We start from the raw sequence: 24,145 nt of genomic DNA on the forward strand, positions 1-24,145 counted from the left end.
TAGCGCCCCGCCGATTGACTACACTGTCGATAAATAACACGATGATTCACGGAATTAACCATGCGCTTCCCTGCCCTTTTGAGCATTACGCTGTTATTGACTCCCTGGCTACCGCACGCCGCCCTGGCGGATGACGGGCTTACCCCCGCTCAGCAGCGACAGCTGTTCTTCGGTCACGACGATCGCGATCGCGTCAGTGAGGTCGCCGACGGGCCATGGAACGCCATCGGCCAGGTCGAAACCGCCAGCGGCAACCTGTGCACCGCCACCCTGATCGCGCCGCGCTGGGCGCTGACGGCGGGCCACTGTCTGCTGGCACCGCCGGGAAAAACCGATCGCGCCGTAGCGCTGCGCTTTATGTCTCAGGACGGTAAGTGGCGCTACCAGTCACGCCATCTACAGACGCGGGTCAATCCGCAGCTGTACAAAAAGCTCAAGGCCGACGGCGATGGCTGGATTGTTCCGCCGGCGGCGGCGCCGCAGGATTATGGATTGGTGGAGATCACGGCCGGTCCCCTGCCCGATCTGCGTCCGCTGCCGGTATGGCAAGGGACACCGAAAGCGCTGAGCGCGGCGCTGAAGGCGCAGCACCGCCAGGTGACCCAGGCCGGCTATCCGCAGGATCATCTGGATGTGCTCTATCGCCATCGCGACTGCCTCATCACCGGTTGGGCACAGAGCGGCGTGCTGAGCCACCGCTGCGATACGCTGCCGGGCGACAGCGGATCGCCGCTGCTGATGCGTCAGGCGACCGGATGGACGCTGGTCGCGATCCAAAGCTCGGCGCCGGCGGCGGAAAACCGAGCGCTGGCCGATAATCGCGCCGTCGCCGTTACCGCGATTAACGCGGGGCTGCAGCGTCTAATGCGCTGAGGCCCCGGGCGGCGCGGCTATGGCTGCTCCGCCGCCTCCATCGCCTGCAGGATACGCTTGTCTGACACCGGATAGGGTGTGCCCAGCTGCTGAGCAAAATAGCTGACGCGCAGCTCCTCGATCATCCAGCGGATAGCCTGTACCTCCGGCGTCTGACGCCGCACCGGCGGCAGACGGTTAAGCCACTGCTGCCAGGCCTGCTGTACCTGTTCAACGCGCAGCATCTGGGCCCGATCGCGGTGCGGGTCGATACCCAGCTTCTCCAGGCGACGCTCGATGGCGTGCAGATAGCGCTCCACGTCCGCCAGGCGATCCGCGCCGGTCGCAGTGACAAAGCCCCGGTAGATAAGCCCGCCCAGCTGCGCCTTAATATCGGAGAGGGCCAGCGCCATCGTCATGTCAACCCGCCCTTTCAGGCGCTTATTGATCCCGTTGGCACAGGTCAGAATGCGCTCGACCTGTGCGGCAATCGCAACCACCGTCTCATTCAGCTCGCCGCGCACCCGCTCATGCAGCGCCTCAAACGCCGCGGTCTCCCAGACGGCGCCGCCGTGGCGCGCCACCAGCGTATCCACGCCGCAGGCGATGCAGTCGTCGATCAGCTCCAGCACCTTGCCATAGGGGTTAAAGTAGAGCCCCAGCTTGGCCTTGTTCGGCAGCTTTTCATGCAGATACTTCACCGGAGACGGAATATTCAGCAGCAGCAGCCGGCGCAGACCGCGGCGCATCGCCTGCTGCTGCTCCTGTTCGGTCTCAAAGAGCCGGATCGCCACGCTCTCCTTCTCATCCACCAGCGCCGGATAGGCCTTGATGGCATAGCCGCCGCGCTTTTGCTCATAGCACTGCGGCAGCTGACCAAAGCTCCACAGATGCAGCCCCGCTTGTTCAAGGCCATCGTCCGCCACCGCCGACAGGGTTTGCTGTACACGATCCTTCAAACGCTGCTTCAGCGCTTCCAGCGACTTACCCTCGGCCAGCGGCCGGTTGCGATCGTCCAGCACCCGAAACGTGACGCTCAGGTGATCGGGCAGCTGATCCAGCTGCCAGTCATCACGTGACACTGTCACACCTGTCATGCGGCGCAGTTCGCGCTCCATCGACTCCAGCAGCGGCAGCTCAAAGGGCGTCGCACGGGCCAGGAAGGCATCGGCATAGTTGGGGGCCGGCACAAAGTTACGCCGCAGCGGCTTCGGCAACGACTTGATCAGCGCCATCACGCGCTCACGGCGAATACCGGGGATCTGCCAATCAAAATCACGATCCTCGATCTGATTCAAGATCGCCAGCGGAATATGCACCGTCACGCCGTCGGCATCCGCGCCCGGCTCGAACTGGTAGGAAAGACGCAGGCGAAAGTTGCCCTGCTGCCAGGCATTGGGGTAATCCTGCGCGCTAATGCGGGCGGCCCCCTCTTTGATCAGCATCGACTTCTCAAAGTTGAGCAGCTCGGGCTGCGCGGCCCCCGCTTTCTTCCACCAGCTATCGAAGTGACGCACCGACACCACCTCTTGACCGATCCGTCGGTCATAAAAGGCAAACAGCGTCTCGTCATCCACCAGAATATCGCGGCGACGCGACTTGTGCTCCAGCTCTTCGACCTCGCTGCGCAGACGTTGATTGGCGCGCATAAAGGCGTGCTTTGTCTGCCACTCCCCCTGAACCAGGGCATGGCGAATAAACAGCTCTCGGCACAGCAGCGGATCGATGCGTCCGTAGTTCACTCGCCGCTCGTTGACGATCGGCAGACCATACAGCGTGACCTTCTCGCTGGCCATCACCGCGCCCTGGCTTTTCTCCCAGTGCGGATCGCTATAGCTGCGCTTAATCAGGTGCTGTGCCAAGGGTTCGATCCACTCCGGGTCGATCCGTGCGGCGACGCGCCCCCACAGGCGAGAGGTCTCCACCAGCTCCGCCACCATCGCCCACTTGGGCGGCTTCTTAAACAGCGACGAACCGGGAAAAATGGCGAAACGGGCGTTGCGCGCGCCGGTAAATTCCTGCTTTTCGACATCTTTCTGTCCGATATGGGAGAGCAGGCCGCTCAGCAGCGCGCAGTGCAGCGCCCGGTAATCGGCGGGGGCGCTGTTAATATGGAACCCCAGCGATTTCACCGACTGACGCAGCTGGGTATAGATATCCTGCCACTCGCGCACCCGCAGATAGTTGAGAAACTCGCTTTTACACAGCCGACGCAGCTGGTTAGCGGAGAGCGCCTGCTGCTGTTCGCGCAGATAGTTCCACAGATTGACCAGCGCCAGAAAGTCACTCTCTTTATCGCTGAAGCGACGGTGCTTCTCATCCGCCGCCTGCGGACGGTCGGCGGGCCGTTCGCGCGGGTCCTGAATCGACAGCCCGGCGGCGATCACCATCACCTCACGCAGGGCACCGTTGCGCTCCCCTTCGATCACCATGCGCGCCAGACGCGGATCGATGGGCAGCTGCGCCAGCTGACGTCCCAGCGCGGTCAGTTGCTGGTGTCCACGCGCATTGACCGTGACCGCACCCAGCTCCTCCAGCAGACGCACCCCATCCTGAATATTGCGCTTATCCGGCGCCTCGACAAAGGGGAAGGCGGCAATGTCGCCCAGCCCCAGCGCGGTCATCTGCAGGATCACCGACGCGAGATTGGTGCGCAGGATCTCCGGATCGGTAAAGGCGGGACGCGACAGGAAGTCCTGCTCATCGTACAGCCGGATACAGATCCCATCGGAGACGCGGCCGCAGCGCCCTTTACGCTGATTGGCCGAGGCTTGGGATATCGGCTCAATCGGCAGCCGCTGAACCTTGGTCCGATAGCTGTAGCGACTGATGCGCGCCGTACCGGGATCGATAACATATTTGATCCCCGGCACCGTCAGCGAGGTCTCCGCCACGTTGGTCGCCAGCACAATGCGCCGTCCGCTATGGGCGTGAAAGACCCGGTTCTGCTCGGCCGCGGACAGGCGAGCATACAGCGGCAGCACCTCGGTATGGGGCAGCTCAAGGCGGTTCAGCGCATCGGCGGTATCGCGGATCTCTCGCTCGCCGCTCATAAAGATCAGAATATCGCCCGGCGCCTCATGGCGCAGCTCATCCACCGCATCGATAATCGCCTGGGTCTGATCGCGATCGCCTTCGCCATCGGCGATGGGCCGGTAGCGAACGTCAACCGGATAGGTCCGTCCGGATACCTCGACGATCGGCGCATTATTGAAGTGGCGGGAGAAACGCTGCGGGTCAATGGTCGCCGAGGTGATGATCACCTTGAGATCGGGACGCTTGGGCAGCAGCTGACGCAGATAGCCCAGGATAAAGTCGATGTTCAGGCTGCGTTCGTGGGCCTCATCGATAATCAGCGTGTCATACTGCATCAGCAGTCGGTCCTGCTGGATCTCCGCCAGCAAAATCCCGTCGGTCATCAGCTTGACCAGCGTGTTGTCGCCGACCCGATCGCTAAAGCGCACCTTATAGCCCACGCAGCTACCCAGCGGGGTATCCAGCTCATGGGCGATACGCTCTGCCACCGAACGGGCCGCCAAGCGGCGCGGCTGACTGTGACCGATCATCCCGCGCACTCCGCGCCCCAGCGCCAGGCACATTTTGGGCAGCTGGGTCGTTTTACCGGAGCCGGTCTCCCCGGCGACAATCACCACCTGATTATCGCGGATCGCCGCCAGCAGCGCCTCGCTCTTCTGACTGACCGGCAGCCCCGGCGGATAGCTAATCGTCGGACAGGCGGCGCGCCGGTTGGCCGTCACCTGACGCGCCCGGGCGATCTCCTCCGCCAGCGTCGCGGCGGTCGCCTGCAGGGTATCGGGTTGGGTGATTTTATTGGCGCCCTGGAGACGGCGCATCAAACGCTGGCGATCGCGCAGCATGACATCATCAAGCTGGTCGGCCAGCGCACCAAGCGGGGATTTCACGTTCAGAATTCCTTGGAAAGGCGCCGGTGCGATACGTATTCGCCCGGCGCGGCAGTTGATATCCTGTTATCTCCCTATCTTACCACAGACGGGCGCCGGGTCAGAGTGTGACAGGGCGCGCACTTTACCCCCGATGTCCGACGCTGATCACGGCTTGCGCAGCCACATACCGTTGATGCCCTGCACGTAGTCACCGGGCCGAGCGCGAGCCACCAGCTTTTCGCCCGCTAGGCGCGCCACGCTGTCGCGACTGACGCCGTTGCTCTGCGCCAGCGCCTGATAGCTTTCCGCCCGCCCCCGATTGACCCGCGCCACCAGCGCCAGCGTCTCGGCGTCCTGACTGCGGGCAGCCAGATAGCCGCTGAGGGTCTCCCCGACCCGACCACTGGCCCGGGCCTCATCCAGCGTTACCGCCCGCAGCGGCAGGCTCAGCGCCAGCGCGGCGCAAAACAGCAGAATCCGATAGCGTTTCACCCCTCCTCCTTAGAACAGCCCAGGCTTGGACTTCAGCAGGGTTTCAACCTCTTTATCCAGCGTAATGTGAATGTCATGCTCAATCTTCACGTTCATATTGATGGTGATAGGCTGCGTGGGCGCCGCGACCTCGATGCGCGGCGTACACCCCGTGGCCCACAGCGCCAGCAGCAACGCCGGCAGCGCAAAATTACGGTTACTCATGCTGACTCCTCGTTGCCCGGGAGAGGCGGGACTGCAGCCACTCCTGTACGTTATCGCCGAAGCGCAGGCTGCGCCACAGCTGGAATACATTCTCCTGCTGGCGGTAGTTGAGCTCGATAACCCGCCGATGGTCCTTCTGCCGATTAATGCCGTACAGCGTCGCATCCAGCGTCAGCTCCCCCAGATTGCTTAAATCGATCCAGGTGTGGGAGCGCCCCACCTCCAGATAGCGCAGCCAGTCAAGGGCCGCCCCACCGATCGGGTTATTGCTGACGATGGCATCCACCATATCCTTGTCCAGGCGCAGCGTGACGGGGCGGGTGTTACCCAGCCAGCCGCGGTGAATAATCCACTGCGGGTTATGCAGATAAAGCGGCAGCTCGCCATCCACCTTGCCCGACAGGGCAAACTGCTTCACCTTCAGCGCGGTGATCAGCTCACTCAGCTCAATATTGTGCAGCCGCAGCAGCGTGGGCTGATGCTGCGGCAGACGCAGGCTGGAAAAACCGACCTCGCCCCCCAGCATGTCGGCCGTCACGTCGCTCAGGGTCAGCGGGGAGGCCTCGTCGTATGGGTAATAACCCTGCAGATCGGCACGGATCTTCCGCAGATCGAACTGATTGACCAGTCGATCAATACGCAGGGTGACCGGCGTATGTGGGCCGAGCTGCCAGCGACTGTCGTGCAGCCGATAAGGCAGCGTCAGATCCATCGCGTCCACCCGGCCATCCTTTAACCACAGGCCCACGCCCTTGGCCTGCAGATGCCCCCCGGCGACAAAGCCTTGGCCACGCGCCGCCGAAAAGGCCGCCTGGGCATGGAATCGCCCCTCGTGCAGACGTACCCCCAGCGATGGCGTCAGCAGCGGCTGAAAGACCGTTACCGGCTGGCTGGCCCACCAGGCCTGACCGCGCAGACGCGTACCATCCCAACGCCCATCCAGCCGGATCGGGCCGATGGCGCCGGCGCGCAGATCGCCGCGCAGCTGCATCGACGCCGGCGATTCACCCTGCGCCGTCAGTTGGAGACGCGGCGTGGGCAGATAGCCGCCGTGGGTAAAATCAATCCGCTGGGCGGCCAGGGCAAACCCGGCGTGGAATGCCGCATGCTGCGACGCCCGCAGCCACATCAGCGGCTGGGTCAGGGTCAGGCGTGGGCGGATGACCCGTGCCAGCCCATAGGTCAGGCGATCGAAGCCGGCGGAGAGATAGTCCAGGTGCAGCGCATCATCCTGCCATGCGCCCTGCCCGCTAACGTCCCAGCGCGCCCGCAGCGGCGGCATCTGCCCTTTTCCCCAGTAGCGCCAGCGCCAGAGTCCCTTATCGGGGCGAAACGCCTCGGCCTGGCCATCCAGATGCAGCTGTCCCTGCCCCCAGTAGCGGTGGCTGACGCGCAGAATGGCCTGGAGACGTCCGCTGACGCCGTCGCGGCTGACGCGCACCCCCGCCAGCGGCCAGCGCACCTCCTGCAGGGTGGTCTGGGCATCGGTTTTACCCCAGATGCGCAGCAGCGCACCGGGCAGCAGCCTTAGGGTGGGGTCCTCGGGCGTGCCGCTGACCCGCGCATCGAGGGCGGCGGAAAACGACAGACCGCCATGATTAACCAAGCCGTTCAGGCGCAGGGGAAAAGCCCCCGCCTGAAAATCCAGCCGCCCCGGCCCCAGCTGCATCACCATGTTGGCCTTTCCCTGCGTCCCCCGAGTCAGCATATTGACCCGCCCCTGCAGCTGGGTATGCCGCCACCCCGATAGCCAGTCGCGCAGCTGCAGCGCGGCGCTACCCTGCAGCGGCTGAGGCCCATAGGGCCAAAACCACTGCCCATCGCTGACCGTCAGCGCCCCCTGCTGCTGCTGCCAGGGCAAATCGACCAGCGGGCGGGGCTGATCCAGCGCGTTGAGCAGCAGGCGCCCCCCCTGGCGCTGCCAGATAAGCCGTAGGCGTAGCGGGTGCGGCAGCCCGGACAGACGAAACTGCGCCTGCAGCAGTCCTCCCGGCGGCACGGTCGCGAGATCCAGCCCCAGCGCTATCTTCCCCTGTAGCTGCAGGGCATCGTCGAGCTGCGGCAGCCGCAGCAGCAGCGAGCGCACGCTCAGGGCCTGATGCTCCAGCGCCAGATCCAGCTTAAGCTGCTCGCCGTCCAGGCCGATACGCTGGGCGCCATCCTGATTATTCAGCCGGAACGTTCCGCCGTAGCGCTGCCACGGCAGGATATTGAGACGCCCGATGGTCAGGGCCAGAGGCGGGAGCGACTGCTGCAGCGAGGCGATCGACGGCATGGTGCCCCCGCCGGGCGCGGCAGAGAAGCAGCGGCTGTCCAGATCGACCGTATCGGCATTGAGCTGCCAGTGCGGGCGCCGGTAGCTCAATGCCGCGCCGCGCAGGCTCAGCAGTGGACATGCGCCCAGACGATAGTCCAGCCGCGGCAGCCGCAGGGCACCATCGGACCAGTATGGCCGGGCGGGAATCATCACATCGGCGCCGGCCGGCAGCCAGGGCCGCAGCGCCGCGGACAGCCAGTAGGGCGAACTCCACCACGCCGCTACGCTGCCCGACAGTAACACCGCCGCGCCTATCGCACCGATATATCGCTTTTTCACTCGTCTTCCCCACCCGTTACGCCACGGCGCCGCACCATACCATACTTACCAGTTTAGCTAAATGTACCCCGGACGACAGTGGATTAATCTATTGCCATTCAAGGCGCTAACAGGAAAAAATGATTTACATCACACTTCCCCGTCCGTTTTGTCCACCTTCTCTATTTTTGCTATGATGATCACAATTTCAGCTGGGGGAATATTTATGAAACTCGCCATCTACAGCACCAAACAATACGACCGAAAATATATTGAGCTGGTAAATAAGCAGTTCGGCTTTGAACTGGAGTTTTTTGACTTTCTGCTGCGCCCACAGACGGTGAAAACCGCCCAGGGGTTCGATGCGGTCTGCATTTTTGTCAACGATGACGGCGGACGCGAAGTGCTGGAGCAGCTGGCCGCCATGGGCATTCGTATCGTCGCCCTGCGCTGCGCCGGCTTTAACAACGTCGATCTGGACGCCGCCAAAGCGCTGGGTATCGAGGTGGTCCGCGTCCCGGCCTACTCGCCGGAGGCGGTCGCCGAGCATACCGTTGGCATGATGCTGACCCTTAACCGTCGAATTCATCGCGCCTATCAGCGCACCCGCGACGCTAACTTCTCGCTCGAAGGGCTGATCGGGTTCAACATGCACAACCGTACCGCCGGCGTCATCGGCACCGGGAAAATCGGGATCGCCACGATGCGTATCCTCAAGGGGTTCGGCATGCGTATCCTGGCATTCGATCCCTATCCCAACCCACAGGCGCTGGAGCTCGGCGCAGAGTATGTCGATCTGAAGACCCTGTATGCCCAGTCCGACGTCATTACCCTGCACTGCCCGCTGACGCCGGAGAATCACCATCTGCTAAACCAGGATGCCTTTGCCCAAATGAAAGACGGGGTGATGATCATCAATACCAGCCGCGGCGGCCTGATCGACTCCTGCGCCGCTATCGATGCGCTGAAGCAACAGAAGATCGGGGCCCTGGGCATGGACGTGTATGAGAATGAGCGCGACCTGTTCTTTGAAGACAAGTCCAACGACGTGATCCAGGACGACGTATTCCGCCGCCTCTCCGCCTGCCATAACGTGCTGTTTACCGGCCACCAGGCCTTCCTGACCGAAGAGGCCTTGACCAGCATCTCGCTGACCACCCTGCAGAACATCGATGATCTGATCCATCATCGTCACTGCCCGAATCGGCTTACCGCCTGATCGCCACGTGTGTCTTGGCGCACAAAAAAACCCGCTGCGGCGGGTTTTTTCGTTCACGATTTGCGGCGGCGGCCTACACCAACTCCTCCTGCGTATAGCGCTGGCGATAGTAGGCGAGACGCTCGTTGAACAGCGCCCGCTGTTTCGCCGTCATATTTCCCTGTACCTCGGTCGCACTGATATTGCGCCCCTGTGACTCCATCATTGCAATACTGCTGGCCAGAAAATCCATGGTGTTTGTGCTAAACGCAGCCGCCGGCCGGTCGGATACCATCGCCATTCGCACACTCCTCTTTCTGTATTGATGCTGATGCCAATTGCCTGTCAAAATCATCGTCGGCGTCCGTGCTGCGGACGACGGCGACCGGCGCAGAAAACGCGCCGCACATTGCGCTACGGCGATAGCGAGCCGACGGACGTCGTGTCCGTCATCGCGGTGGTCTCGCTGGATTGCCGTACGAATAACAAGTATAGATGAGACAGAGAAAGCTGCCGTGAAAAGCGGGACATCATTGCATTTATTCTACGCCTTGCCTGCGGATACCCCCCTCTGGAGAGAGAAGCTGATATGAAAAGGATCCTGACCGCCCTGCTGTGCGGCCTGCTCGGCGCCTGCAGCGCCCCGCCGACGGCGCAGCTGCTGCTGCACCATCGCTATGTTCTGCAGACGATCGATGGCCATCCCCTCGCGGCAACGGCGGCGTCCCGCGCGCTGACGCCGGATCTGGAGTTTGGTGAAGGGCTGTGGATCAGCGTCAGCCTGTGCGGTCAGCTAAGTGGCCAAGCGACCCTGCGGCGGGGCACGCTGCGCATCGCCGCGCTGCAGCGCACGCCGTCCCCCTGTCCCGATCCCGCCTGGCAGGCGGCGCAGCGCCGTCTGGAGACGATGCTGCGACACGGCGCCCGGCTCACGCTGCGGGGAGAGACGCTGGCGCTGCGCGATGCGCAGGGAACGGTGTGGCGCTATAGGCTACGCGACTGGATGTAGCGGCGGCCGTGCGATCAGTTGGGGCAGCGGCCGCTGATCACGCCCCGCTCCGTACAGCGTTTGCCGTCCGGCAGCTGACACTGTACCAGCGAGGTGCCGTCCAACTGATGCGCCAGCGCGACCTCGCCGCCGATCAGTGCGCATCCCTCGCTCAGCGCCGCGCTGGCGGCGATATGCGGCCGCGCGCCGGCCGTCTGTGCCGCAGGCTCGCTGGCGCAGCCTGATAGCATCACGACCAGCAGCCCCCCGATCCCCATAGCAACCCCTCTCATTCTCATCACTCCCCTGACATAAAACGTAACGCTTTGCCGCCCATCGCCACCGCGCCCAAGCGCCATCAGCACAGGGCAAGCGTGCGGAATCTTTGTTACCATAGCCCTGCAGGCTAAGGATAGCGTGGCATGGGTTTTTACGCCGAATGATGGCAGAAAACAAGCGGGTAGATAACAACGAGAGGTTAGCATGGTCACCGACTTATTGCTGCGCGTCGCCCTGGCGGGGCTACTGGGCGGGTTAATCGGCCTTGAGCGCCAGCTGCGGGCCAAAGAGGCCGGGCTACGCACCCATATTTTGGTCGGTATCGGCAGCGCGATGTTTATGATCGTCTCCAAGTATGGCTTTGCCGATATTCTCGCGCTCTCCCACGTCGGGCTGGATCCCAGCCGTATCGCCGCACAGGTCGTCTCTGGTATGGGGTTTCTCGGCGCGGGGACCATCATCATTCAGAAACAGGCCGTTAAAGGGCTGACGACCGCCGCCGGCATGTGGGTGACGGCCGCGATCGGCCTGGTGATCGGCAGCGGGCTGTATGAGATTGGGATTTATGGCACGCTGATGACGCTGATCGTGCTGGAGCTATTCCGCCAGCTGAGCAACCTGCTGCTGGGAGAGCACCACGGCCTGATCATCCATCTGCCGCCGGAAGAGGTCAGCGCGCTGCTGCTGACGCTGCAGCAGCTGAATCTGAAGCCGGAGCGCCTGTCGCTGCGCCAGCGACAGGAGGAGACGCTGTGCGAGATCCGCCTGGAGATCACCCTGCGCCCCCGGCAGCGCGTCGGCGAGCTGTATCAACAGCTGCAGAAGCTTGACGCCGTACGCTTTCTCGAAATCCGCTGAGCGCCGCCGTCTGCGATGGACAGAGCGGTTGCAGAATGTAACTTAATGTGCCGACGTGTGGGAGAATAAATTAATCACCAGCACGCCCCCGACGATCATCGCCATCCCCAGCAGCGCCGCCCAGTCGAGCGTCTGCTGGTACAGCCAGTAGGCGGCCAGCGAGACCAGCACGATCCCCATACCGGACCAAATCGCATAGGCGACGCCCAGCGGGATGCTCTTCACTACCTGAGAAAGTCCCCAGAAAGCAATGGCATATCCAACAACCACCACCAGACTCGGGCCGAGTCGGCTAAACCCCTGGGTGGCTTTCAGGGCGGTCGTGGCGATCACCTCGGCGCCGATCGCCATCGCCAGATACAGATATCCGTTCATTTATTCATCCCATTACTATTGCGTCTATATGGCGCAATTCTATCCGGCGTCGACGCCAGCGGCAATCCACCCGCAGACACATTCATTCATCACCTGCCGGGCCGACCATTTGCCATAAAACTGATAAGACGCTGAAATCGCGTTTGCTAGAATCCTGTTAATAACAACATCACAATGTGAAGCCAAAGGTAACCTTCATGATCACCATTGACGGTAACAGCGCAGTGGCGTCCGTGGCCTATCGAGCCAGCGAAGTCATTGCCATCTATCCGATTACCCCCAGCTCAGGCATGGCCGAGCAGGCCTCCGCCTGGTCCGCCGACGGACGCCCCAACGTCTGGGGCGATATTCCACGCGTCGTCGAGATGCAGTCTGAGGGCGGCGCCATCGCCGCCGTACACGGCGCGCTGCAGACCGGGGCACTGGCCACCAGCTTTACCTCATCCCAGGGGCTGCTGCTGATGATCCCCACCCTGTATAAGCTGGCCGGCGAATTAACCCCCTTCGTTCTGCACGTCGCCGCGCGCACCGTCGCCACCCATGCGCTCTCCATTTTCGGCGACCACTCCGACGTCATGGCGGTACGCCAGACCGGCTGCGCTATGCTGTGCGCCGCCAGCGTGCAGGAGGCCCAGGATTTCGCCCTGATAGCCCATATCGCCTCCCTCAACAGCCGTCTGCCGTTTATCCACTTCTTCGACGGTTTCCGCACCTCTCACGAAATCAACAAAATCGTGCCGCTGGCCGACGATACGCTGCAGACGCTGCTGCCAGCGCAGGCCATCGCCGCCCACCGCGCCCATGCGCTGACCCCGGAGCACCCGGTGATCCGCGGAACCTCCGCCAACCCGGACACCTATTTTCAGGCACGAGAGGCCAGCAACCCGTGGTACGACGCCGCCTATGACCACGTGGCCGACGCCATGCAGGCCTTCGCCGACCAGTGCGGGCGCCGCTACCAGCCGTTTGAATACGATGGCGATCCCGAGGCCACCCGGGTCATCGTCGTGATGGGCTCCGCCTGCGGCACCTGCGCCGAGGTGTGCGATATGCTGCGCGCGCGCGGGGAGAAGGTGGGCGTACTGAAGGTGCGGCTGTACCGTCCCTTCTCCGCCCGTCACCTGCTCGCCGCGCTGCCCCTCTCCGCGCAGCGCATCGCGGTGCTCGACCGCACCAAAGAGCCGGGGGCGCTGGGCGAGCCGCTGTACCTGGACGTCATCGCCGCGCTGGCGCAGGCGGTTAGCAGCGGCGAACGCGCCGCGCTGCCGCTCACCATCGGCGGGCGCTACGGCCTTTCCAGCAAGGAGTTTGGCCCCGACTGCGCCCTGGCGGTATTTGAGGCGCTGGAGACCCCGCGGCCTCGACCGCGTTTTACCGTGGGCATCAACGACGACGTGACCCACCTCTCCCTGCCGCGCCGGACGGATGTCCACCCGGTGAGCAACCGGCTGGAGGCGCTGTTCTATGGGCTGGGCAGCGACGGCACCGTCTCGGCGGCGAAGAACAACATCAAGATTATCGGTAACAGCACGCCGCTGCATGCCCAGGGCTACTTTGTCTATGACTCCAAAAAGGCCGGCGGCCTGACCGTGTCACACCTGCGAGTACGGGAAACGCCCATTCACTCCGCCTACCTGGTGGAGCAGGCCGACTTTATCGGCTGCCACCAGTGGCAGTTCATTGAACGCTATCAGATGGTTGAGCGTCTGCGCCTCGGGGGGATCTTCCTACTAAATACCCCCTATGCCGCAGACGAGGCGTGGGCGCGGCTGCCCCAGGAGGTGCAGGCGCTGCTCAACGCACGGCAGGCGAAGTTCTACGTTATCAACGCCGCCCGTATCGCCCGCGAGTGTCGGCTCGGCGCCCGTATCAACACCGTCATGCAGATGGCCTTCCTGCACCTCAGCGACCTGATCCCCAACGGCGGCGCCCTGCCGCTGCTGCAGGATGCCATCGCCCGCAGCTATGCCAATAAAGGACAGGAGATCGTCGAACGCAACTGGCAGGCGCTGGGGGCGGTCGAGGGCGCGCTGCACGCCGTTCCCCTGCGCCCGGTCGATGCCGAGAGCCCGCGCCGGCCGCCGATCGTCGCCGACCAGGCGCCGGACTTTGTCAAAACCGTTACCGCCGCCATGCTGGCCGGGCTGGGCGACAGCCTGCCGGTCTCCGCCTTCCCGCCGGACGGCACCTGGCCCGTCGGCACTACCCGCTGGGAGAAGCGCAATATCGCCGAGGCCATCCCCATCTGGCAGCCCGCCCTCTGCACCCAGTGTAACCACTGCGTCGCCGCCTGCCCCCACGCGGCGATCCGCGCCAAGGTGGTCGCGCCGGCGGCGCTGGAGCACGCGCCAGCCACGCTGGAGAGCCTGGAGGTCCGCGCCCGCGATCTGCGCGGCGAGCGCTATGTGCTGCAGGTGGCACCGGAAGACTGCACCGGCTGCAACCTGTGCGTGACGGTCTGCCCGGCGGCGGATCGTCAGGACCCCAGCGTCAAGGCCATCAATATGCAACCACGTCTGGCGCACCTGGCGCGGGAAAAGGCGCATTACGACGCGTTTCTGGCCCTGCCGGAGATCGACCGCCGTCGCCTGGAGCGCATCGATATACGCACCTCGCAGCTGATTTCGCCGCTGTTTGAATACTCCGGCGCCTGCTCCGGCTGCGGTGAAACCCCCTATATCAAGCTGCTGACCCAGCTGTTCGGCGATCGTATGCTGATCGCGAACGCCACCGGCTGCTCCTCCATCTATGGCGGCAACCTCCCCACCAGCCCCTATACCACCGATGCACAGGGACGGGGGCCGGCCTGGGCCAACTCGCTGTTTGAGGATAACGCCGAGTTTGGCCTCGGCTTCCGCCTGAGCGCCCAGCAGCACCGCCAGCGGGCGCTGCGCCTGCTCCATGCGCTGGCCGGACAGCTGCCAGAGGCGCTGGTCGCGGCGCTGCAGCAGGAGGAGACGCCCACCGAGACGCGGCGTCAGCAGATAGCGGCGCTGCGCGCGGCCCTGGCGACGCTCGACGATCCGCAGGCCCAGGCGCTGGCGCAGACGGCCGATGCCCTGGTAGAGCAATCCATCTGGCTGATCGGCGGCGATGGCTGGGCCTACGATATCGGCTTCGGCGGGCTGGATCACGTGCTGAGCCTGAGCGAAAACGTCAACGTCCTGGTCCTGGATACCCAGTGCTACTCCAATACCGGCGGACAGCAGTCCAAGGCGACGCCGCTGGCAGCGGTCACCAAGTTTGGCGAACACGGTAAGCGCAAAGCGCGTAAGGATCTCGGCGTCAGCATGATGATGTATGGCCACGTCTACGTCGCCCAAATCTCGCTGGGCGCTCAGCTGAACCAGACCGTCAAGGCGCTGCAGGAGGCCGAATCCTATCCGGGCCCCTCGCTGGTGATCGCCTACAGCCCCTGTGAGGAGCACGGCTACGATCTGGCCGACAGCCATGAGCAGATGAAGCGCCTGACGGCCAATGGATTCTGGCCGCTGTACCGCTTTGATCCGCGCCGCGGCGCCGAGGGGCAGAACGCCCTGGCGCTGGACTCCCGGCCGCCCAGCGGCGATCTGGCGCAAACGCTGCTGGCCGAACAGCGGTTCCGTCGGCTGAACAGCCTGGCGCCGCAGGAGGCGCAGACGCTATACCGCGAGGCAGAGGAGAACCTGCGTCAGCGTTTCGCCCTGCTCAGCCTGCTGGCGGGGAAAACGCCCCCTGCCACCGAGTAACCCACCGGCGCTGTCCCCCGGGCAGCGCCGCTTTACTTTTCGATTACATTTACAACATCGATTATCACTTTGCGCATAGAAAAACTCACGCCGTGTCACAGTGATAATCGTGATAAATAATAAAGAAACATTCAGATTAATTAATTTGCCCTGTTATTTTGATGCAACTCATTATTTCCCCATTTTTAGCGCTTTTTTAATCAATTCATAACAAAAACTGTGATACATTGCGCAGCCGTCAGGTTTCCTTGTCGTTAATAAGGGTTTTCCAGTCATTTGTGCACGCGATGTGCATATATCCCAAACATGTTGTCTCCTTTTCGTCTTTGGGTGAGGTCGTTATGAATCGTTTTGTCATTGCCGATGCCAACAACTGCATCGGTTGCCGTAGCTGTGAAGTCGCCTGCGTAATGGCCCACAACCACGGTGAGCATGTTCTCACGGCGGCGCAGTTTCAGCCGCGCATCCACGTTATCCGCCGCGGCGATCGCCGCACTGCGCTACTGTGCCGTCACTGCGAAGATGCGCCCTGTGCCAACGTCTGCCCCAATGGCGCCATTGAAAAATATAACGACAGCATCCAGGTCAGGCAGGAGAAGTGCATCGGCTGCAAAACCTGCGTCGTCGCCTGCCCGTTTGGCGCCATCGAGGTCATTACCCAGTCCGATCCGCGCAGCAACCACCCTGACAGCGTGCGCGCCAACGCCCATAAGTGCGACCTGTGCGATGAGGTGGCCGATGGCCCCTCCTGCGTTGCCGCCTGCCCCAGCAATGCCCTGCAGCTGATCAGCGAAGCCTCCCTGACCCAGCTGCGCCAACAGCGTCAGCTGCGCGCCGTGTTCAACGAGCAGGCCGGACGGATGTTTAACGGCAGCGCGGCGGCCGATGCCCGCGGCGCCGCGATCGGCGGCAGCGGCGGCAGCAAGGTGGCGCAGATGCGTCAAACCCCGCCGCGCCAGGATCCGGTCAAGATCGCGCTGGCTATCCGTAAGACCCGCTTCGACGAAATCTACCCGACCTTTGACCGCCCACAGGCGCAGGCGCAGAGCGAACGCTGCCTGGCCTGCGGCACCCACAGCGTCTGCGAGTGGACCTGCCCGCTGCACAACCATATTCCGCACTGGATCCGTCTGGTAAAAGAGGGGCGGATCCTTGAGGCCGTCGAACTCTCTCACCAAACCAACTGTCTGCCGGAGGTGACCGGCCGCGTCTGCCCGCAGGATCGCCTGTGCGAGGGCGCCTGTACGCTGGGGAAAGAGTTCGGCGCCATGACGATCGGCAACATTGAACGCTACATCAGCGACAGCGCCTTCGCCCTGGGCTGGCGCCCTGACCTCTCCTATGTCAAGCCGGTCAACCGCCGCGTCGCCATCATCGGCGCCGGCCCCGCCGGACTGGGCTGCGCCGATATTCTGGCCCGTAATGGCATTCAGGCGGTGGTGTTCGATCGCCATCCAGAAATCGGCGGTCTGCTCACCTTCGGCATTCCGGCGTTTAAGCTGGATAAAGCGATCCTGGCACGGCGCCGGGAGATCTTCAGCGATATGGGCATCGAGTTCCGCCTGAACACGGAGGTGGGACGTGACGTCAGCCTGGCGCAGCTGCTGTCCGACTTTGACGCCGTGTTCGTCGGCGCCGGCACCTATACCTCCATGCAGGCGGGGATAGAAAACGAGCAGGCGCCGGGGGTCTATGACGCCCTGCCGTTCCTGATCGCCAATACCAAGCAGGTGATGGGACTGCCGCACAGCGATGAGGCGCCCTATATCAGCATGGAAGGTAAGCAGGTGGTGGTGCTGGGGGGCGGCGATACCGCCATGGACTGCGTGCGCACCTCCATCCGCCAGGGTGCCACCCGGGTAACCTGCGCCTATCGCCGCGACGAGGCCAATATGCCAGGCTCGAAGAAAGAGGTGAAAAACGCGCGTGAAGAGGGCGTCGAGTTCGAATTTAACGTGCAGCCCCTCTCCATCGCCGTCGATGAGCAGGGCAAGGTCTGTGGGATCCACATGCTGCGCACCGCGCTGGGCGAGCCGGACGCCGCCGGACGCCGCCGTCCCAAGCCCATCCCCGGCTCCGAGTTTCTCATGCCGGCCGATGCGGTGGTGATCGCCTTCGGCTTTACCCCGCACGCCATGCCGTGGCTGGAGGCCCAGGGGGTAAACGTTGACCGTGCCGGGCGAATCATCGCCCGCGTAGACAGCGACATTCCTTATCAGACCAGCAATCCGCAGATCTTCGCCGGCGGCGATGCGGTACGCGGCGCCGATCTGGTGGTCACCGCCATCGCCGAAGGGCGTCACGCCGCCGCCGGCATGATGCGCTACTTTGGCGTTGAGGCGCAGCGTCCGCATATCCGTGTGCAGGATATCGCCTGATCGACGGATCTATCGCCCGCCGTCCGGCGGGCGTGACTCCCTTTAAGCCAGGGGACGGGCGGCTCGCGTCGAGCGCTCCCCTGCGCCTCACCGCGACTCAGCGACGGATCCGCACCAGCAGCCCGGCGGCCAGTATCAGGGCCAGCAGCAGCATTCCCCACTCGCCAAAGCGCAGATGGGTCTGCAGGGCGCCCAGCATCAGCAGCAGCAGTCCTCCCGCCGCCCAGCGCCGTAGGCGACTCAGCAGCCCCAGCGCCCCTAGAGTTTCGGCCGCGCCGACCGCATACATAAACCACAGCGGATAGCTCCAGCGGGCAAACGCCGCCTGCTCAAACGCCAGCCCCGCCAGCTTCGCCGCGCCGGAGGCCAGAAAAATAATCAGTAGTCCCCACGTCAGAATCCGTTGCATCTCTCCACCTCCCTGCCATATTTTGTATGGATTATTACAAAATACAGCAACGGCCACGGCGACGCAACGTCTATCGCCCCTGAGGCGCCGGCGCCGCATAATTCCTGCTGGCATTCGCCGCCGTAATCCGTACCATACACGCCACGCCGTCCACGATGACAGCCCCCGATAATTGCGCCGTCGCCCGACGCGCCGCCGCAACCCTTTTGTCTATGCCGGGTAACAGAAACGATGTCAGTGAATCAAGAAATCAGCAAAAAAGAGCAGTACAACCTGAACAAGCTACAAAAGCGCCTGCGCCGCTGCGTCGGTGAAGCCATCGCCGACTTCAATATGATTGAAGAGGGCGATCGGGTTATGGTGTGCCTATCCGGCGGCAAAGACAGCTATACCATGCTGGAGATCCTGCGCAACCTGCAGCAGAGTGCGCCGGTGAACTTTACCCTGGTCGCGGTCAACCTTGACCAGAAACAGCCCGGCTTCCCGGAGACCGTCCTGCCGGCCTACCTAGAGACCCAGGGCGTCGAATACCGCATCGTCGAAGAGAACACCTACGGCATCGTCAAAGAGAAAATTCCAGAGGGCAAAACCACCTGCTCCCTGTGTTCGCGTCTGCGCCGCGGCATTCTCTACCGCACCGCCAACGAGCTGCGCTGCAATAAGATCGCGCTGGGCCACCACCGTGATGACATGCTGGAGACTCTGTTTCTCAACATGTTCTACGGCGGCAAGCTCAAAGGGATGCCGCCCAAGCTGATGAGCGATGACGGCCAGCATATCGTGATCCGCCCGCTCGCCTACTGCCGTGAAAAAGACATTGAGCGCTTCGCCGCCGCCAAGGCTTTCCCGATTATTCCGTGTAACCTGTGCGGCTCCCAGCCTAACCTGCAGCGCCAGGTGATCAAAGAGATGCTGCGCGACTGGGACAAGCGCTATCCGGGACGCATCGAAACCATGTTCAGCGCCATGCAGAATGTGGTGCCGTCGCATCTGGCGGACGGCGCTCTGTTTGACTTTAAGGGACTGCAGCAGGGCGGTGAGATCATCGACGGCGGCGATCTGGCCTTCGATCGCCAGACGATTCCGCTGCAGCCGGTCGGCCTGAGCGACGACGACGATCGTCCGCAGACGGACGGCATGCGCCTGGACGTCGTCGAGGTGAAGTGATCTGCCCGGCGGGGCGTCTGGACGTCTCGCCGCGTTCAGAAATAAAAAAAATGCCGGTAATCACCGGCATATGACGAATTAAATTGTGCTATGCAATAATTCAAAATTAGGAAGTAAGACAATATGGAGCGCAACGCCCATCGCTTGACGTTGCATTCACCTGCGAAATGAAGTTTGCCCTACCTACTTCGAGTGAAGTTTGATATTGCTCAATTTCCTCCGGCCTTTTCCCCACCTACCGCATGAACTTTGACACGCCACAAAGATTGCTCGCGCGATAGATTACAACCATTTACTGCGTTTTAACCCGATAACAACGCAAAATGCCAAAATCAGCAGCAATAGGCAAAACAGCACGAACGCCAGCGGCGACTCGCTGCCGGGGATCCCCCCCAGATTGACGCCGAACAGGCCGGTCAGAAAGGTGGCGGGCAGAAACAGCATCGCCAGCAGTGACATGGTATAGGTGCGACGGTTCAGCGCATCGGCCACCTGCGACGCGATCTCATCTGCCAGCAGCGCGGTACGGGCGATACAGCTATCCAAATCCTCCAGACCACGGCCGAGGCGATCGGCGATATCCTGTAGACGACGCCGGTCGTCATCGCCCAGCCACCCCAGACGCTCGCAGGCCAATCGCGCCAGCACATCGCGCTGCGGCGCCAGGTAACGACGCATCACGATCAGCTGCTTACGCAGCATCGCCAGCTCGCCGCGGGGAGGAAACTGCTGATCCAGCAGCCGATCTTCCATATCGATGATGCAGTCATGGCGCGCATCGATGGCGTCGCTGAGCTGATCCACCAGCGCATCGGCAATCGCAACCAGCAGCCCCGCGCCGTTCACGGCGCCGCTGCCCCCCTGCAACTCCTCTACCACCGGCGCCAGCATCGCGCTGTCGCGATGCGCGGAGGTGAGGATCAGCGAGCCGGTCACATACATTCGCAGCACCACCCACGGATCCGGGTGCGTATCGGCCGCCGGATCGAGATGGATGCTGCGCAGGGTGATCAGGACCCCCTCCCCCTGACGCGTCAGCCGGGGACGCAGGCTCTCCCCGGACAGGCTCTGGCGCAGCGGATCCGGCAGCAGCGGCGTGGTCGCCAGCCAGTCGCGGATCGGCGCCTCGCGGTAGTCCAGGTGTAGCCAGGCCGGCTGCGCCAGCGAGGCCTGCGCGTGGCCCGTCAGCGCCCGACAGCCGCCCTGCCCATCCAGCTGCAGGGCATATATCGCCTGCCCCAGCGGCAGATCCTCGCCCATCATTGGCGCTTGTCCAGCAGCGCCGTCGTCAGGCGCGAGGTGCAGCACAGATGGTCGCGATCGTCGCGGATATCGATCTGCCACACCTGATGCCGGCGCCCCAGATGCAGCGCCCGGCATACGCCGTGCACCGTACCGCTGCGCACGGCGCGCAGGTGGTTGGCGTTGATCTCCAGCCCCACCACCTGCTGAGTCCCCTCGCTGCACAGGTAGCCCGCCAGCGAGCCCAGCGTTTCCGCCAGCACCGCCGATGCGCCGCCGTGCAGCAGGCCAAAGGGCTGGCGGGTGCGCTGATCCACCGGCATACTGCCCTCCAGCGTATCGTCCCCTATTCGGGTGATCGCAATGCCCAGATGGCCGACCATGCACGCCTCCCCGACCTGATTAAGCTGCTCCAGGGTTATCGCGCGTTTCCAAATCATCACATATCTCCAGTAAAGCCTGAACCGGATGGCGCAGCGCCACCCCCTGCTGGCGTAGCGCCTGACCGCGGCAAGAGTAGCCCGTCGCCAGACAGCGCGCCGGCGGCAGCGCAGCCAGCGCGGGCTGCCACGACAGCGCATAGATGCCGCGCGACGCCGCCTGGTTGGCCACCTCATGGCCATAGGTTCCCGCCATGCCGCAGCAGCCTACGCTGACATTCTGTAGGCGGGCGCCCAGATGGGCAAACACCTGCTGCCACTGCGCCACGCTGGCCGGCTCGGCACAGGTTTCGGTACAGTGGCCGAACAGATACCACGTCTCGTCAGTCGCGGGCCTGAGCCGCTCGGTGGACGGCAGCACCTGCGCCAGCCACTCCTGAATCAACTGTACCTGAAACTCGCCGCGCTGCTCACCCAGAATAGTTTTATATTCATCGCGATAGCATAACACCATTGCCGGATCGACGCCCACCAGCGGGATCCCCAGCCGGGCGACTCGGTTGAGAAACTCGGCGCCGCTGCGCGCCGTACGGGCAAAGCGGCGCAGGAATCCCTTGATATGCTGCGCCTTACCGTTGGGAACAAAGGGCAGCAGCTGGGCGCGCAGGCCTAACCGATCGCACAGTCGGATCAGCGCCTCGACGACCCGCGCGTCGTAGTAGCTGGTAAAGGGGTCCTGCACGATAAGCACCCGTCGCGCGCGCGCCGCGGCATCCAGCCCCTCCAGCGACTCCAGGGAGTCCAGCAGCGCCGGGTGGCCGGCCAGCGCATGGCGCAGGGTCGGCGCTGAAAGCTGCGGGAGATCGGTCATTCCGACGCAGCGTTCGCCAAGGCGCCCCAGCAGCGGCTGACGCAGGAAAAAGTTAAAGACCCGCGGCGCCCTCGCCATCCACGGCGTATAGCGCTCCACCCCGGCCACCAGATGGTCGCGCAGCGGGCGCAGATAGCGCGTGTGGTACAGCTGCAGAAAGCGGGCGCGAAACGCCGGCACATCGATCTTGATCGGGCATTGACTGGAACAGGCCTTACAGGAGAGACAGCCGTCCATCGCCGCCTTGACCTCATGCGAGAAGTCATATTCGCCGCCGCGGGCGCGCCAGCCGTGGCGCGTTTTGGCGATCAGCGCCCGCAGCGACGCCAGCGTGCCCAGACGCTGCTCCAGCGCCAGGGGATCGACGCCCTGCTCCGCCAGCAGGCGCAGCCATTCGCGCATCAGCGCCGCCCGGCCTTTCGGTGAGTGAAGACGATCGCCGCTCACCTTCAGCGAGGGGCACATCGGACTGCGCCGATCAAAGTTAAAGCACAGGCCGTTACCATTGCACTCCAGCGCCCCGCGAAACGCCCCGCGCACCGCCGCCGGAATCTGCCTGTCGAAGGTGCCGCGCTTTACCGCATCCACCCGCTTCATCGGCGCATCGCAGCCCAGCGGCGGGCAGATCTTGCCGGGGTTCATCCGGTTATCTGCATCAAACAGGCTCTTGATGCGACGCAGCTCATGGTACAGCGCCGCGCCAAAGAAGGCGGGACTGTACTGGGCGCGAAATCCCTTGCCGTGTTCCCCCCACAGCAGGCCGCCATATTTGGCCGTCAGCGCCACCACCCGATCGGAGATCTCGCTGACCAGCGCCTCATGGCGCGGATCGCACATGTCCAGCGCCGGGCGCACGTGCAGTACGCCGGCGTCCACGTGGCCAAACATGCCATAGCTCAGCTGATATTGATCCAGAATGGCGCGAAACTCGGCGATATAGTCCGCCAGATGCGGCGGAGGCACACAGGTATCCTCGACAAACGGGATAGGCTTGGCCGCCCCCTGGGCGTTACCCAGCAGGCCGACCGCCCGCTTGCGCATGCCGTAGATCCGTTCGATACCGGCCTCATCGCCGCACAGACGGTAGCCGATCACGCCCCCTTCGCCCGCGTTCGCCATCGCCTCTAGCCGTTGGCACAGCGCCGCCACCTGAGCGGCGATGACGTGTTCATCATCACCGGCAAACTCGACGATGTTCAACCCCTGCAGAGGGCGATCGGCGCGATCGTCGATCAGATCGCGCACGCCGTGCCAGATGATGTCGCGACGCGCCAGCGCCAGCACCTGAGAGTCGATCGTCTCGACCGACAGCGCGTTGGCCTCCAGCATCAGCGGCGCGTTGCGTAGCGCCGCATCGAAGCTGTCATACGTCACGTTGACCAGCCGACGAACCTGCGGCAGCGGAATGATGCGCAGACGCGCCTCGGTCACCAAGGCCAGGGTTCCCTCCGAACCGGCCAGCAGCCGCGACAGATCGACGCGCTGCAGATCGTCGCTGAGAACGTGGCGCAGATCGTAGCCGGTCAGGAACCGGTTGAGCGGCGGAAACTTGGCTACGATGGCCTCGCGCTGCCCCAGACAGACCTCCAGTACCCCGCGATAGATTTCGCCGATCCGATCGCCCTGGCGGGCCAGGGTCTGGGCCAGCCGAATCGGCATCGGCGCCGTATCCAGAATATCACCGCCCAGCAGCACGCTGCGCAGCCCCAGAATATGGTCGGAGGTTTTACCGTACACCCGCGAGCCCTGACCGCAGGCATCCGTATTGATCATCCCACCCAGGGTCGCGCGGTTGCTGGTGGAGAGCTCCGGCGCAAAGAAATAGCCGTGGGGTTTGAGGATGGCGTTCAGCTGATCCTTGACGACCCCCGCCTCGACTCGCACCCACCCCTCCTGCAGATTTATCTCCAGAATCCGCTGCATGTGGCGCGACATATCCACCACGATGCCCCCGTTCAGCGCCTGGCCATTGGTACCGGTGCCCCCGCCGCGCGCGGTGAGGCTCAGGTGGCGAAACGCCGCCTCCTGGGCTAGGCGGGCGATCGCCACCACGTCCGCCGTAGAGCGCGGAAATAGAACGGCGTCCGGCAACAGCTGATAGATGCTGTTGTCCGTCGCCATGGTCAGACGCGCCCCATAGCGCGTGTCGCACTCGCCGTTAAAGCCGTGTTGCTTCAGCGTCTGAATAAATGCCGTAACCGCCGGGTCAAACCCCGTCGATGGCGAAAGCCGAGGGATCATGCG

18 protein-coding genes are annotated in these 24,145 nt (G+C 63.4%); 7 read left to right on the plus strand and 11 right to left on the minus strand.

Annotation, left to right across the window (positions count from 1 at the left end; genetic code table 11):
• Positions 1-60: 60 nt before the first annotated feature.
• Complete coding sequence (locus tag BRD58_RS09235) at positions 61-873, plus strand: trypsin-like serine peptidase (RefSeq protein WP_073382471.1); 813 nt, start codon at positions 61-63, stop codon at positions 871-873.
• A 17-nt stretch (positions 874-890) separates the two neighbouring features.
• Here BRD58_RS09235 and hrpA read toward each other — a convergent pair whose 3' ends face one another.
• From hrpA to BRD58_RS09255, 4 genes are all read right to left on the minus strand, one after another.
• The gene (gene hrpA, locus BRD58_RS09240; RefSeq protein WP_073382476.1) at positions 891-4,775 is read right to left on the minus strand and encodes an ATP-dependent RNA helicase HrpA; all 3,885 of its coding nucleotides are present in this window, start codon (positions 4,773-4,775) and stop codon (positions 891-893) included.
• A 147-nt stretch (positions 4,776-4,922) separates the two neighbouring features.
• On the minus strand, positions 4,923-5,249 hold the full coding sequence (locus BRD58_RS09245; protein ID WP_012848608.1) for a YdbL family protein: 327 nt from the start codon (positions 5,247-5,249) through the stop codon (positions 4,923-4,925).
• A gap of 9 nt (positions 5,250-5,258) precedes the next feature.
• Positions 5,259-5,453 (minus strand): YnbE family lipoprotein, encoded by a 195-nt coding sequence (locus BRD58_RS09250; RefSeq protein ID WP_012848609.1) that lies wholly within the window; start codon positions 5,451-5,453, stop codon positions 5,259-5,261.
• Positions 5,446-8,049 (minus strand): YdbH family protein, encoded by a 2,604-nt coding sequence (locus BRD58_RS09255; RefSeq protein ID WP_073382480.1) that lies wholly within the window; start codon positions 8,047-8,049, stop codon positions 5,446-5,448. The genes BRD58_RS09250 and BRD58_RS09255 overlap by 8 nt, the downstream gene beginning before the upstream one ends.
• Positions 8,050-8,254: 205 nt before the next feature.
• Here BRD58_RS09255 and BRD58_RS09260 point away from each other — a divergent pair, with 205 nt between their 5' ends.
• Complete coding sequence (locus BRD58_RS09260) at positions 8,255-9,247, plus strand: 2-hydroxyacid dehydrogenase (protein WP_015461514.1); 993 nt, start codon at positions 8,255-8,257, stop codon at positions 9,245-9,247.
• A gap of 73 nt (positions 9,248-9,320) precedes the next feature.
• Here the strand turns inward: BRD58_RS09260 and BRD58_RS09265 are convergent, their stop codons facing one another.
• Complete coding sequence (locus BRD58_RS09265) at positions 9,321-9,527, minus strand: hypothetical protein (protein WP_015461515.1); 207 nt, start codon at positions 9,525-9,527, stop codon at positions 9,321-9,323.
• Between the two features lie 288 nt (positions 9,528-9,815).
• Between BRD58_RS09265 and BRD58_RS09270 the strand changes: the two genes are divergently transcribed.
• The gene (locus BRD58_RS09270; RefSeq protein ID WP_073382484.1) at positions 9,816-10,235 is read left to right on the plus strand and encodes an META domain-containing protein; all 420 of its coding nucleotides are present in this window, start codon (positions 9,816-9,818) and stop codon (positions 10,233-10,235) included.
• Between the two features lie 14 nt (positions 10,236-10,249).
• Here BRD58_RS09270 and BRD58_RS09275 read toward each other — a convergent pair whose 3' ends face one another.
• On the minus strand, positions 10,250-10,507 hold the full coding sequence (locus BRD58_RS09275; protein ID WP_034168064.1) for a putative hemolysin: 258 nt from the start codon (positions 10,505-10,507) through the stop codon (positions 10,250-10,252).
• A 190-nt stretch (positions 10,508-10,697) separates the two neighbouring features.
• Here BRD58_RS09275 and BRD58_RS09280 point away from each other — a divergent pair, with 190 nt between their 5' ends.
• A complete protein-coding gene (locus tag BRD58_RS09280) occupies positions 10,698-11,351 on the plus strand; it encodes an MgtC/SapB family protein (protein ID WP_012848616.1) in 654 nt (217 codons plus the stop codon).
• A gap of 42 nt (positions 11,352-11,393) precedes the next feature.
• Here BRD58_RS09280 and BRD58_RS09285 read toward each other — a convergent pair whose 3' ends face one another.
• Positions 11,394-11,726, minus strand: a complete 333-nt coding sequence (locus tag BRD58_RS09285) for a DMT family transporter (protein ID WP_012848617.1) — start codon at positions 11,724-11,726, stop codon at positions 11,394-11,396.
• Between the two features lie 197 nt (positions 11,727-11,923).
• Between BRD58_RS09285 and nifJ the strand changes: the two genes are divergently transcribed.
• Both nifJ and aegA read left to right on the plus strand, forming a co-directional pair.
• Complete coding sequence (gene nifJ, locus BRD58_RS09290; protein WP_012848618.1) at positions 11,924-15,454, plus strand: pyruvate:ferredoxin (flavodoxin) oxidoreductase; 3,531 nt, start codon at positions 11,924-11,926, stop codon at positions 15,452-15,454.
• 341 nt (positions 15,455-15,795) lie between these two features.
• The gene (aegA, locus tag BRD58_RS09295) at positions 15,796-17,832 is read left to right on the plus strand and encodes a formate-dependent uric acid utilization protein AegA (protein ID WP_012848619.1); all 2,037 of its coding nucleotides are present in this window, start codon (positions 15,796-15,798) and stop codon (positions 17,830-17,832) included.
• Between the two features lie 97 nt (positions 17,833-17,929).
• Here the strand turns inward: aegA and BRD58_RS09300 are convergent, their stop codons facing one another.
• Positions 17,930-18,241: a DoxX family protein gene (locus BRD58_RS09300; protein WP_073382489.1), complete on the minus strand. Its 312-nt coding sequence runs from the start codon at positions 18,239-18,241 to the stop codon at positions 17,930-17,932.
• Positions 18,242-18,472: 231 nt separating this feature from the next.
• On the opposite strand from BRD58_RS09300, the gene ttcA reads away from it, so the two are divergent.
• Positions 18,473-19,408: a tRNA 2-thiocytidine(32) synthetase TtcA gene (gene ttcA, locus BRD58_RS09305; protein WP_012848621.1), complete on the plus strand. Its 936-nt coding sequence runs from the start codon at positions 18,473-18,475 to the stop codon at positions 19,406-19,408.
• 282 nt (positions 19,409-19,690) lie between these two features.
• Here the strand turns inward: ttcA and zntB are convergent, their stop codons facing one another.
• Genes zntB through ydiJ form a run of 3 tightly spaced genes read right to left on the minus strand, consistent with a single transcriptional unit; the run spans position 19,691 to position 24,142 of the window.
• Entirely contained in the window at positions 19,691-20,671 is a 981-nt protein-coding gene (gene zntB / locus BRD58_RS09310) for a zinc transporter ZntB (RefSeq protein WP_069578645.1), read from the minus strand.
• Complete coding sequence (locus tag BRD58_RS09315; protein ID WP_015461520.1) at positions 20,668-21,090, minus strand: hotdog fold thioesterase; 423 nt, start codon at positions 21,088-21,090, stop codon at positions 20,668-20,670. The genes zntB and BRD58_RS09315 overlap by 4 nt, the downstream gene beginning before the upstream one ends.
• A complete protein-coding gene (gene ydiJ / locus BRD58_RS09320) occupies positions 21,053-24,142 on the minus strand; it encodes a D-2-hydroxyglutarate dehydrogenase YdiJ (RefSeq protein WP_073382494.1) in 3,090 nt (1,029 codons plus the stop codon). The genes BRD58_RS09315 and ydiJ overlap by 38 nt, the downstream gene beginning before the upstream one ends.
• Between the last annotated feature and the right edge of the window lie 3 nt (positions 24,143-24,145).

The organism is Edwardsiella piscicida, from assembly GCF_001896205.1.
Taxonomy (GTDB): Bacteria; Pseudomonadota; Gammaproteobacteria; order Enterobacterales; family Enterobacteriaceae; genus Edwardsiella; species Edwardsiella piscicida.